The following is a 12,245-nucleotide window of genomic DNA, read 5'->3' as shown; positions in this document are numbered from 1 at the left end:
ATCCGCTCTATCATTGAATAGAGCGGATTTCTCATGCAGATTTATTAAATTGTTTTTGACACAGATGGAAGCTTTTTTAGTTGTTATCGCGGTATCTATACAACGATTCATAGGAATGGACCCGTGTATCGGTTTCAAACGAAGAGCGGCTCCAGATGCTTTCCATATCAGATGATTCCTCCGTCTCGACCAACTTCAACTCTCCCGCTTCCAGCGTCATGATATCAGATTCGATGACCTTCAATTCTTTTTGTTTGGAATCCAGTGCCCGAATCCGCACTTGGATCTCTTTTTGTGTATCTAAATTGTTTTTAAGGAAAAATGCGTTTTTATACGTATGGTTAGTACAATTTGAGTTTGTAGTCCGCAAACAGTCCTTTTCAGAGCTCATAAACAGGACGGTGATTTCCTCCTCGGCTTGCTGCTGCTCGGACAGGGCTAAAGCCTTTTCAACTTTATTGATATAGGATGCTTTCTCCGCCAATGGATAAACCCACATGGTGAAAAACAGGATCGTTGCGCAGAACACCGCTGTGAAAATCCATACCGCCTTAGGGTTATGGAAGGATTTCGGGGCGCCTTTGAATAGGATGCTTACAATCACGTTGATGATGGTAATAACAAGCAGAAACGCTGCGGTAACAATGAGGGCCATGGTGCTTTCAAAACCATTCTGAAAAAAAGAAAGCTGGTAGGTATTGGAAAAATAATAGTTTAAGCCAACACTGATGAAGACCACTGCAATAAGAGCCGCTAGGGATATTCTCCAGCGAGATTTCCCGGTTTTGCCGCTTTTCAAACTCATGCTGGTCCAGAAAAACCAGGAGCATGGGAGAATAAAGAGGAAGATGACAAGTGAAACTGTACCCATTAAATCATGCCTTTCGCAAAGAGTAAGTGAGAAACGAAGCTTTAAAAAGTCATTACTTCAGGTGAACCTTTTTAAAGGAGCAGCTGAAGTAATATGAGTGTTCTTTCCATCTTGCTTTAATTATACGGAACACATACTGCAAAAGATTCAAAAGTTTAATGCGTGTTGAATGAGACAAACTCCAACCCAGGATATGCCAAAAAGCTGATCAGGCCATTCCTTGCTTCACCAGGTATTTTTAAGACTTTATGTTTGATGCGTACACTCCTTAATCTCCACGATTCAATGCCAAGTCTGAATTTTCTTCGCCGCGTTTTTTATTCTCCGGAAAAACCTTTTGCCAGCCAATCCATAAAGCTGCTAACAAAATAACGATGTAAATGTAAATGCCCCAATCAGTTGAGGCAGCGATGAAATGCGTACCTATGAAGCCACCTGTCAAGAGTGATAGCCCCAGCATTTTCGCGGTTCCAGCATCTTGGGCAAATTCAAACGACGTGGAAAATGGAAACTCATCTTCATTGACCACTTTATGCGTAACAAGGGTTTGAAGAAGACCACCAAGAAAGACGGCTGCCAGATCCGGCAGAATTCTCGCCGTGAAAACCCAGAGGAATATAAAAGACACCGCAATGAATACCGGCACATACAATTTCACGACAAAGGCTTTCAACGCCCCACTGTAAGCACGGGAAGTCCATTCGATCGGCGCTGCTTTGAAAAGCCAGCCACCTTTATAGCCTTCTGAAAACTTCAGCATGTAGACAAGGGTTGGAATCATGAAATTACAGAAGTAAATGAATAAAAACAGTTGGCCACCTGAAATCTCTTCCATTCCTCCTTCCGCCCGATACGTGAAGACAAAGAGGAACGGGAAGAAAATGGACATCCCGAGTGCCGGAAAGACCTTCAGCTTGAATTCCCGTTCTTTTTTCATCATCGACGCAGTAAAACGGAAAAAGATCCGCTCTTCCTTGGAGCGGCAAAAGAGTTTTGCCCCGGTTTCATCCAGCCGATTTCTTTTCGGCCGACGGGTTTTCGTATCGCTCAACAGCTTTTCGAGATTCCGCTCGAAGGACGGCATCAGTTTGGCATAGCAGTAAATAGCAATGATCGGCACTAGTACTGCCAGCACAGTAAAAGCGATCAAATGGAGGGAAGCATTGCCGGCCAGGAACACTTCAAAAGGCGCTCCGTACCAGAGAGGCGGAATCAGGTAATGCCACCAGCTGAACGTGTACACCAGTTCCAGATTGCTGAATTCAAATAACCGGATCAATACCTGATAACCCACCACCACTCCGACAGACAGCAGGATCTGCACGTAATTGATGATGTCTTTCAGCTTTTCCCCGTCAAAGAACCGCAAGATAACTAAATACAGTAAAGACGTCAGGACGACGACTAGCAAAACGATCAGGACAAGTTCAATCAGAAAAATCAAGGCAAAAAAGACGCCGTGTTTATACAATCCCACAAAAAAGGGAAGCGCTGTAAAAGCCCCGGCCACAAAAGCCATATAAATCATGATATGGACAATTTTCGCCGCAGCAATGGTTTTTTTGCTGACCGGCTTGGTCTGGATAATGTTCTTGTCCCGGACATCGAGCAGCACCGCTGAAAAATCGGAAATCATGGAAGTCATCAAGATAAAAAGAATGATGCCAAAAGCGAGGCTCAGCTGAAAGAGATAATTTTCCCCGATCAGCAAAAACGGGATCAAAATCAGACTATAGAGCCCGTAGATCCAAAGGGATTTCAGGAACTGGTTGCCTTCTTTCTTCTTGCGGGCATCATTGAAAATCGTCGGCACCCGCCGTTCATCCATCGTCAACTTGATTTGCAGTATTTTTTCCATCATTACATAATCCACGCCAAGTTTAGTGAAAATGCCTTTAAATGCGGAAAGAAACTTCAGTGACTGGAATTCACGCATCGTCCCGGTCTCCTTGGACAATCGACACAAAATCCCGGGCTTTGCTGCGATGCTCCGTAAAGCCCGTCAATTGATTGAAAATCCCGGAAAGTGACCCTTCTGCGCTCAGTTCCTGCAGCTCTTCAAACGTGCCGTCCGCCACCACTTCCCCTTTCACCAGCAGGACAATGCGGTTGCTGATTTTCTCCACCAGGTCCATGATATGCGAGGAATAAAAAATGGTTTTTCCCTGTGCTGCCAGCTGCGCCAGAATTTCCTGGATGACCATCACGCTGTTGGCGTCCAGTCCGCTGAGCGGCTCGTCCCAGAACAATAAATCCGGATCATGCAAGAGACTCGCAATAATCATCACTTTTTGCTTCATGCCTTTTGAAAAAGAAGAAAGTCGGGAATGGCGCGCATCCTGCAAATCGAATTGCTGCAGCAGCCGTTCCGCTTTTGCCTGCGCAGCGTCACCGTCCATGCCATAAAGTTCCCCGGTAAACACCAAATACTCCATCGCCGTCAGGTTGTCGTAAGCTTCCGCATTTTCCGGCACATAGCCGATTCTCTTTTTATACGAAGGATTCCCTGAAGAAATATCCTGCCCGAAAATCACCACTTCTCCCTTGTAGTCATCGATCAGCCCCAGCATGATTTTAACGGTCGTACTTTTCCCCGCTCCGTTCGGCCCGATGTATCCGATGATCTGCCCTTTTGAGACTTCAAGATTGATGCCGTTCAATACATTCTTATTGCCATAGCTCATTGTCAGGTTTTTAATTGATAACACTTTGTCGTTTTCTGCCTCCATTTAAACACCTCTCAGCCTAATTGTGTGTTAATTCTAACATCCAATTGGTGTAAATTGGGAGTTTATTCGGATCTAGAGAAAAATAAAAAGCATATGATGATACAGCTTAATAAATTCAAACCGGCTTCTTTACACAAACTCCACAGTCCTTTACAGTGGGGTCACCTTCCAGAAATAGTAGATTGCTAAAATGATAGAGACAATTGAAGTTAGGGAGTGTTTTAGTGAAGAAGGCATTTTCAAGCAAGCTAACCATTTCAACAATGGCTCTATTAATCGGCATTTCGGGCCTGCTGCCGACAAGCCCACTAGCAGTGGAAGACAGTTCTGAATTCACCTTGCGTGAACCAGAAACAGGATTTCGGGTCTTGCCCTATCTGCAGTCTCCAGCGAGTACATCGATGAAGGTCAGCTGGGTATCCGAATTGGATGAACCCAGTACGGTTACGGTCACCGGCCCTGGAATCAAAGGCAAAAAAACCGTCACATCCGATCCCTATTACATGGAAGGGATGGAGTACACGGAAAAAGAGTTAAAACAAGAATTGACGTATAACAGTGGATATGGCAAAACAGAAACCATTCCACAAGGCTCATGGCTGGAATCGAATGCCAATTATAAGCACTCTGTCACCATTGAAGGGCTAAAGCCGAATTCCACCTATTCGTATAAAGTAAAGCAAGGAGAAGAAACGCATCATGCCACGTTTAAAACGTATCCGGAACGCGACAAATGGAACGATTTAACATTGGTCGCTTTTTCTGATGCGGAAACAGAACCATACGGGGCGTTGGAACATCGCGAGTGGGAATCGCATCCGGTGAACACCTATGCACCGGGTTCAGAAGAGCGTCCAGATGAAGGGTCTGCCTTTGATCAGAAATATGGCAATAAATCACGCAATGATATGTTTTTGGTCCGCTATCCGCTTGATCAGCAAACGGCGTTAAATGAAAACTTGGCCCATATTGAGGCGGCTGACCCGGATGCACTGCTTATCGCGGGTGACCTTGGACAAGGTTCAGGATTCCAGCCTGCCTGGGATGAGTTTTGGCGTCATTTTGCAGGTGACTATACCGATCTGGCTTCGCGTACCCCATTATTGCCTGCTTTAGGAAACTGGGAAACGTATGCATCCATAAATGGAGGATATGGCAGTGATGCTGACCGGACCCCTGCCGTGATTTCGCGCAATCGATACCATGAATATTTCGATACACCTGGGGATGCGAATAATCCGCAGTATAAAGATTCTTATTACCGAACAGATATCGGTCCGGTGACCTTATTAACATTGGACTCAACAAACGGTGTTCCTGATGAATCAGCGAAATCGGGAACGTTATCTGGCGAAAAATACAGTGAAAATGATTCTGTCCTGAACGAAGGTGTATGGGCTGAGGAAGGTGCTGCGGGCGATCCGTATTATACGACCGACACACAAAATGAATTTACAGCTGAAGCCTATAACGAAGCGTTTACGGAAGTATTCGAAGGGACAAGCCCCGAAGATTCCGACTTGCCAAACTTTAACCCCGGCACAGAGCAATACAAATGGGCAGAAGAACAATTGAAAGATGCACGCGAAAAAGGACAAATCGTTCTTGTCCAATTCCACCATGCTGCGTATTCAAATGGAGTCCATGGCACGCCGCCAAATCACGAGCATCCGGACAGCCAATCTGGTGTGGCCATGAGAGTGTATACCCCGATGTTTGAAAAATACGGTGTAGCAGTGGTCCTGTCTGGACATGATGAAATGTTTGAACGCAGCTGGGTTGATTCAAATGAAGATGGCACCGGCTTTCATTCGTATGACGTCGGTGTAGCGGGTGATGGCTTACGCGGCGAAAAAATGGTCCGAGATGAAAACGGCCAGCTTGTACCGCTGGACTACAATACGCACAGCGAGTGGAGTGCAAGCCGAAACGAGCCCGAATTATGGAAAACGAATGAAAACGGCGTCAAACAGTTAGTCGATGGCGGATTGCATTATGGCCATTTGCAGATGGACTTCGTCAACACACCAAACGGTGCGAAATTAACCCTATCACCCGTCTATATTTTCCCGATTCTTGATGACAACTATGACTTGGTCAAAACAGAACGCCGTGTCTACGATGATGTTCAAACAATCTATTTTGATAAAAACGGAAACATGACTGCATCATCAGAAGCGTGCGAGAAACCAGGGAACGGAAAAGGAAAAGCGATTGGTGTTTGCAAAGAAGGAAATGGGAATAAAGGAAACAACCAAAAGAATGGCAATCCTCCGGAACACAGCAACGCACAGAAATAACATTAATTTTCTATGGAACAGCGCAGGTTAAACAAAATCCCGAATGGTAGACACTTTAACAAAGTGGGCCATTCGGGGTTTTTTCTATTTCCAGGCCTACTTACATTCGTTTAAAGATAAACCTCAGCCTCAGCCTCCCTACCTGAAACTTTTCCAAGCGCCATCCGTATGCTTGTACAAGAGGTGATGGATCATGAAGAGAAAAATCATTCCATACGCATTAGTTTTTATTTTAGCTTTGCTGGTTCCTGTGCAGGTATACGCGATTGACTTTGACATTAATGAAGTCCGGATCGATGCGCAGTTAAACGCGGACGGCACAGCGGATGTCACGGAACGGTTCACATACGAATTCGATGATGATTTTAATGGCATCACCCGCAGCCTGATCGAGAAAAAAGGAACGGCCATCGAGAATTTCTCGGCTTCGGAAAACGGTAAATCATTAAGGGTGGAAATGGAAGATGGCCTTTACAAGATTTACCGTTCAGGTGAGGACGGCGACACCATTCAGATCGAACTGAGTTATGAAATTGCCAATGCGGTGGAAAAATTTGAAGATGGTGCACAGTTTTACTGGGCGTTCTTTGACGAAAGCAACGAAAGCGAATATGGCGACATGACGATTGCCGTTACTCCGCCCCTTCCGGCTGAAGATGTGGCGGCATTGGGTTACGAGGAAGCTTATGGAACAGAACGCGTCACGGACGACGGTGCCGTAATTTTCGAGTTGGGCTATGTGCCGGACGGCGAAAACGCCAATGTCCGGGCGATTTTTGAACCTGAGCTGTTCCCAGGTGCACCTGCAATGGAAGGTACTGTCCGCGGCGAACTTGCAAAAGACCAGGAGCAACTGGAAAATGAAGCGGCGGCTTTCGCTCAGAATCAGCAAACTGCAAAGAACGTCGGGATTCCAGCCATTGTGATTGGCGGCGCTTTGCTGCTGTCCGGAATTTTCTTGGCATGGATGCGTTCTATTCAGCGGAAACGGCAAATCCGTAAAGTCCCTTATGAATTTTTTGTACCGAAAGAGTCGATGAGCATTCCGGCGCTGCTTTATTTCACGAACTCGGTGTTCCTGTCGCCGAACGCCATCTCGGCAGCCATTTTGGAGCTTATGCGAAAAGGCAATATCCGGCAGCTCACGGAAGATCATTTTGAGCTGATTCACCGAAAAACCGATTATGTACATGAAGCTACTTTGATCGAGCTGTTATTCGACCGCATCGGCGACGGCCAGGAATTCACGCTTCAGCAAGTGGAAGAATTCACGAAAAACGAACTCAATCATGCGGGGTATAACGACGCCATCGCCGAATGGAATAAAGGCGTCAGCCTGGAAGTGAAGGAAAAGAATTACTACGAGAAGCACCCGGATCTGCGCGGAGCTGCCGGCATCCTGGGTGCCATATTCATCGGACTCGCCATCTATACCGGAATCTATCAGCTCTCCCCTTGGATGGCGGCTTCCATCGCTTTGGCGTTGCTCGCGTTCGGCTTTGCCATCGGCTACACGCCTATCACATTCGAAGGGCATGAAATCCGCCATCACTGGCGAAAACTGAAAGCGGCCATGCAAAATTTGCCGGCTGAACAGTGGGAACGGCTGACGCTGAATGAAAAGCAGCGCGCCTATGCCTACTTGCTCGGCAGCGACCCAACAACCGCCGAACGGAAAGTTGCGGCTTTCACTTTCGCCCAAACGACAGCAGACGATTCAAGCTTTGTCATGAATCCGATATTCATGACGGCCGTTTTCGTGTCAGCCGGTTCGACTACTGCCGCTAGTGCAAGCAGTGGAACGGCAGGCTCTGGTTCAGGAGCTGGCGGCGGTGGCGGAGGATCTGGGGCGTTCTAAATTGAAGTGTGCCAGTGCCGGGATCAATTTAATTCTCATCCACTCAATAAGTATCAATAAAAAAGCGCCTCTCCAAGAAACATTTACTTTCTTGGAGAGGCGCTTTTTATAGTTTTACTTTACTGCCTTTTCCACTTCCCCATCAGGTCCTAAATGACCCCTGTGAACGGCTCAATTATGAAAAATTTTTTCCCTCTATAAAAATACAATCGTCACCTAATGAATCAGTGAGAATGGTGTATTGATATGCACCTTTCTTGTATGTTAGAAATTGCGTTAGACACAGGGACGTGATTTAATTTCACAGGCAGATGACATGATTCCATTATGCCGGACTGCTATACTCCTTACTATGCAAACTTGCAATTCAAGAAAGGAAGTTATTATAGATGAAACTAAGCGTATTGGACCAAGCTCCCGTGACGACAGGAAACACGGCAGAAGACGCCATGAAAAAAGCGGTGGAACTCGCGGTTCTCGCCGACAAGTTAGGCTACAGCCGGATGTGGATGGCGGAACATCATGGCTCAGGCGCATTTTCCAGCTCCGCTCCTGAAGTCACTGCTGCTTACTTGAGTGCCAAAACGGAGAACATCCGAATCGGCACAGGCGGCGTGATGATGATGCATTATTCGCCTTTGAAACTTGCGGAGGTGTTCAAGACATTGAGCGCACTTGCGCCAGGCCGCATCGATTTCGGTGTAGGACGCGCACCGGGAGGCGACCATAGTTCCATCTATGCCTTGTCTCAAGGACGCCGGGCCATGACGGATGATATGTACGGGAAATTCGACACGGCGCTGAAACTGATCAATGACGAAGTGCCTGACGATAATATGTACAATAAAACAATCGCTTCTCCAACAAATATCAAGCTGCCGGAAGCTTGGCTGCTCGGCTCCAGTGGCAATAGCGCATTGGAAGCGGGACGAATGGGCGTCGGCTATTCATTTGCCCAATTTTTCAACGGTGGAATGACGAAAGACATTTTGGATTCCTACCGGGCAAATTTCGTCCCTTCCGCTTTTATGGAGAACCCCGAAATTTCGGTGTCGTATTTAGTGACAACGGCTGAAACGGCCGAAGAAGCGGAATACGAAGCATTGCCGCAGGATATTTCGCGCCTGATGCTAATGAAAGGCCGCATTATGCCCCTCATGACACCCGAAGAAGCACAAAACTCGGCACTAACGGAAATGGACCGCATGCAAATCCAGGCAAACCGCAATATCCATTTAGTCGGTTCTGCCAAAGACGTCGCAGATCAACTGCAGCGGGAGCAAATCGAATACGGTTTTGAAGAAGCCATGATCTGCAGCATCCCCCATTCCCAGGAAAAACGGCTGGATGTCTACCGGTTGCTGGCACAGGAGTTGTTTTAAAAACGATTTACAGATTCAAGGAGGAATATCCTGAAGACTTCGAGTGGGAAGCAAATTTCTTTTATTTTACCTTTTATCCACCATTACTAAATGGTCCCTGCGACCGGCATGAATACTGACCAATTCCTTAAAAAATACAAAGCCACCTTCGAAAGTGAACTGACCCAAAAAAGTTAGACAAAAAATTAAGCAGCTTGTTGGACATGAGTCCGGTATTCCACCGGACTCATGTTTTTTAATTTGGCTTTCATCCGTTTTTGGTTGTAATACACCATATAGTCATCCAGTTCCTGAAGAAAGTGTTCCACACTTTCAAAGTCCTGGAGGTACAGGAGCTCCGTCTTGAGAATGCCAAAGAAGTTTTCCATCACGGCGTTGTCGAGGCAGTTCCCCTTCCGGGACATGCTTTGGGTGATGTTCCGGCTGGCCAGTGCTTTCTGGTATTTCGCCATCTGGTAATGCCATCCCTGGTCGGAATGGAGCACCAGTTCCACATTGGGATCCAGACGCTCAAAAGCCTGTTCGAGCATCGTGGAAACCAGGTCATACGTCGGGCGGCTCTGGACCGTGTAGGCAACGATTTCGCTGTTGAACAAGTCGAGAACAGGCGACAAGTAGAGCTTCTGTCCGAACAGGGCGAACTCCGTCACATCGGTCACCCATTTCTGATTTGGTTTGTCGGCCGTGAAATCCCGGCTCAATACATTCGGTGCTGCCTTCCCAACAGTGCCGCGGTAGGAACGGTATTTCTTCAGCCGCACCCGGCAGGTGAGGGCGATCGCGTTCATCAGCTTCAGGACGGTTTTCGGATCCAGCTGGATGCCTCGTTTGCCCAAGTCGATGTGGATATTCCGATGTCCATAACGCCCTTTGTGCGCATGGAAGATTTCGGCGATGTGCGCTTTTGCCTCTTTGTATTTGTCCGGACGTTCCTGGTGTTTGATCCAATAATAGTAGGTGCTTCTCGGAATGGCTACCACCTGGATGAGGTCGATGACCTTGAAATCGTGCCTTAGCTCATGGATCACTTGCGCTTTGAGTTGCGTTGTGACGCTTCCTTTCCCTTCACTAAGGCATTCAACTTTTTTAAATACGCGTTCTCTAGGCGCAGCCGTTCCACTTCTTCCTGGAGTGTTTCGTTCGATTCTTTTGGCGGTACGGGTTTTTTCGGTTTCTCGTTCATGGTTGGACGCCCCTTTTTCTGCGGAACCAGCGCGTCCAATCCTCCTTCGTCAACTGCTTTCTTCCACTTGTTTACCGTATCCCGGGAAGGGATATTGTAGACAGCAGCTGCTTCATAAGGGGACGCACCGGTATCGTTCATAAAGTTCAGTACATCCAGTTTAAACTCGGGGGTGTAGTTTGTATACCGTTTCCGTAGCCCTGCTTCTCCATGATTCTGATACCGCTCAATCCATTGTTTTAGTACACTGCGATCGACGCCATAGCGTCTGGCAATGCCTTTTTTCGAATCATGGCCATCCGCATATTCCCGAACAGCCCTCAACTTCTCTTCAACTGAAAATTTTGCCATAGAAAAACTGCACCTCCATTGTTAGTTGTGTCTAACAATTTCGGTGCAGTTCAAATCGATTGATTTCATTGAAGGTGGCTTTTTTTCTATGCATTTTGAGAGCCACTCCTATATGACCTTTTTCGTAATACTCCGTGAGTTAATTGTGTAGGAGGATTTTATAAACAAATATCGAGAGATGCTCCGGCTAAATGTTCAACAGTTATCCAAGTGGAAAACCCCAGCCAACTGTAAGGCTAATGGTTAAGAAATTCTTTACCACTTCAAATATTTACATAATATTTACTATTATTAACTTTTATATAGGCGTTTTATGCATTACGATTTGGATATAGGATTATTTTATCTGCTGCCTTAACCGCACCATTACACCGAGGCATTAGCATCTCATCAGTTTCAGGATGGATGGTGATACATATAAACTACAAGGGAGGAATTTCTGTAATGAAAAAGTGTTTCTTATTTGCCGCAACTCTCGTTTTGATGTTCAGTTTTTTTCAGTTTAATCCGAATTCTGCATCTGCCGGCTTGCCTCCTGGCATTCCGACAAAAGCTGACGCCCAATCCCAGCTGAACGCCCTGACCGTAAAGGCAGAGGGTTCCATGACCGGCTATTCGCGGGACAAATTTCCGCACTGGATCAGCCAAGGCGGAGGCTGTGATACGCGCCAAGTCGTGCTGAAGCGCGACGCCGACTACTACAGCGGAAGTTGCCCGGTCACATCCGGCAAATGGTATAGTTATTATGATGGTGTCACCGTATATTCACCCTCAGAAATTGATATTGACCATGTCGTCCCGCTTGCTGAAGCATGGCGTTCAGGTGCAAGCAGCTGGACCCAGACAAAACGCCAAAATTTCGCTAATGACCTGAACGGGCCAAAGCTGATCGCAGTGACAGCAAGCGTCAATCGCTCGAAAGGTGACCAGGACCCATCGACATGGCAGCCTCCGCGTGCCGGAGCAAAGTGCGCTTATGCAAAAATGTGGATCAACACGAAGTACAGCTACGACATGAGCTTACAGTCATCAGAAAAAACAGCCTTGCAAACGATGCTTTACTCATGCTCTTACTAAATTTCAGTAGATAACCAGAAGATGGAGGTGGAGATTTGGAAACAAAATCATCGGTATTCACAGCGTCCCATGGAGTCATGACCGAGGAAGTCGGCGTAATTAGCGGCGAACTCGAATTGCGAACAAGCTGCGATGAAAACGGGGCTTTAACACTTTCAATCACGTATGTTGGCGCCGAAGAATGGTATACACTGCCGGGCGGGAAATACATCCTAAACGACCCGCGCGACCATGAAGTCGTCCATCGTATGCTCGCCAGCGTTTTGGAACGGAATTAAGGACTTTATTCTATCGCATAAAAAAGCTGTCCCCTGAGGTTTTTAGGGACAGCTTTTTCTTAGCTGTTTTTATTACAGCAATAATGAAGAAATGAATAACCCACGTCTAAAACACTTATCTACAGGGACAGAAATGTATAAAGCATAAATTGCAGTAAATGGTCAAAATCGTTTGGAATTGTTTTTTATACAGAGAGACGAAAATGCTATAGATAC

General features: G+C 46.5%; 9 protein-coding genes. 5 read left to right on the top strand and 4 right to left on the bottom strand.

Translation table 11 applies throughout. The features are described 5' to 3' along the window. Positions 1-76 precede the first annotated feature (76 nt). From QWY16_RS03715 to QWY16_RS03705, 3 genes are all read right to left on the bottom strand, one after another. The gene (locus QWY16_RS03715; RefSeq protein ID WP_300991517.1) at positions 77-871 is read right to left on the bottom strand and encodes a hypothetical protein; all 795 of its coding nucleotides are present in this window, start codon (positions 869-871) and stop codon (positions 77-79) included. A gap of 268 nt (positions 872-1,139) precedes the next feature. Continuing rightward, the gene (locus QWY16_RS03710) at positions 1,140-2,807 is read right to left on the bottom strand and encodes a hypothetical protein (RefSeq protein WP_300991516.1); all 1,668 of its coding nucleotides are present in this window, start codon (positions 2,805-2,807) and stop codon (positions 1,140-1,142) included. Further along, positions 2,800-3,600 carry an ABC transporter ATP-binding protein gene (locus QWY16_RS03705; protein ID WP_300991515.1) on the bottom strand — a complete coding sequence of 267 codons (801 nt, stop codon included), beginning with the start codon at positions 3,598-3,600 and terminating at the stop codon, positions 2,800-2,802. The genes QWY16_RS03710 and QWY16_RS03705 overlap by 8 nt, the downstream gene beginning before the upstream one ends. Positions 3,601-3,824: 224 nt before the next feature. Between QWY16_RS03705 and QWY16_RS03700 the strand changes: the two genes are divergently transcribed. The 3 genes from QWY16_RS03700 (at position 3,825) to QWY16_RS03690 (ending at position 9,140) form a co-directional block, all read left to right on the top strand. After that, on the top strand, positions 3,825-5,900 hold the full coding sequence (locus QWY16_RS03700; protein WP_300991514.1) for a metallophosphoesterase: 2,076 nt from the start codon (positions 3,825-3,827) through the stop codon (positions 5,898-5,900). A gap of 193 nt (positions 5,901-6,093) precedes the next feature. Next, a complete protein-coding gene (locus QWY16_RS03695) occupies positions 6,094-7,758 on the top strand; it encodes a DUF2207 domain-containing protein (protein ID WP_300991513.1) in 1,665 nt (554 codons plus the stop codon). Positions 7,759-8,147: 389 nt separating this feature from the next. Then, entirely contained in the window at positions 8,148-9,140 is a 993-nt protein-coding gene (locus QWY16_RS03690; protein ID WP_300991512.1) for an MsnO8 family LLM class oxidoreductase, read from the top strand. Between the two features lie 185 nt (positions 9,141-9,325). On the opposite strand, the gene QWY16_RS03685 is transcribed toward QWY16_RS03690, so the two are convergent. Beyond that, positions 9,326-10,674, bottom strand: a protein-coding gene (locus tag QWY16_RS03685; RefSeq protein WP_300991511.1) for an IS3 family transposase whose coding sequence is annotated in 2 segments (ribosomal slippage) — positions 9,326-10,230 and positions 10,230-10,674 — 1,350 coding nt in all. Because the reading frame shifts where the segments join, the coding sequence is not laid out codon by codon here. A 444-nt stretch (positions 10,675-11,118) separates the two neighbouring features. Between QWY16_RS03685 and QWY16_RS03680 the strand changes: the two genes are divergently transcribed. Then, positions 11,119-11,751 carry an HNH endonuclease family protein gene (locus tag QWY16_RS03680; protein ID WP_300991510.1) on the top strand — a complete coding sequence of 211 codons (633 nt, stop codon included), beginning with the start codon at positions 11,119-11,121 and terminating at the stop codon, positions 11,749-11,751. A 35-nt stretch (positions 11,752-11,786) separates the two neighbouring features. Continuing rightward, the gene (locus QWY16_RS03675; protein WP_300991509.1) at positions 11,787-12,029 is read left to right on the top strand and encodes a hypothetical protein; all 243 of its coding nucleotides are present in this window, start codon (positions 11,787-11,789) and stop codon (positions 12,027-12,029) included. Positions 12,030-12,245: the final 216 nt, after the last annotated feature.

It is taken from the genome of Planococcus shenhongbingii (assembly GCF_030413635.1).
GTDB lineage: Bacteria > Bacillota > Bacilli > Bacillales_A > Planococcaceae > Planococcus > Planococcus shenhongbingii.
Note: the sequence above shows the minus strand (reverse complement) of the source record. Positions and strands in the feature narration are given on the sequence as shown.

What these genes read in the sequence shown, in the direction of transcription:
- QWY16_RS03715 (WP_300991517.1), bottom strand. Translation starts at nt 871, where the DNA reads ATGGGTACAGTTTCACTTGTCATCTTCCTCTTTATTCTCCCATGCTCC.
- QWY16_RS03690 (WP_300991512.1), top strand. Translation starts at nt 8,148, where the DNA reads ATGAAACTAAGCGTATTGGACCAAGCTCCCGTGACGACAGGAAACACG.
- QWY16_RS03705 (WP_300991515.1), bottom strand. Translation starts at nt 3,600, where the DNA reads ATGGAGGCAGAAAACGACAAAGTGTTATCAATTAAAAACCTGACAATG.
- QWY16_RS03695 (WP_300991513.1), top strand. Translation starts at nt 6,094, where the DNA reads ATGAAGAGAAAAATCATTCCATACGCATTAGTTTTTATTTTAGCTTTG.
- QWY16_RS03710 (WP_300991516.1), bottom strand. Translation starts at nt 2,807, where the DNA reads ATGCGTGAATTCCAGTCACTGAAGTTTCTTTCCGCATTTAAAGGCATT.
- QWY16_RS03680 (WP_300991510.1), top strand. Translation starts at nt 11,119, where the DNA reads ATGAAAAAGTGTTTCTTATTTGCCGCAACTCTCGTTTTGATGTTCAGT.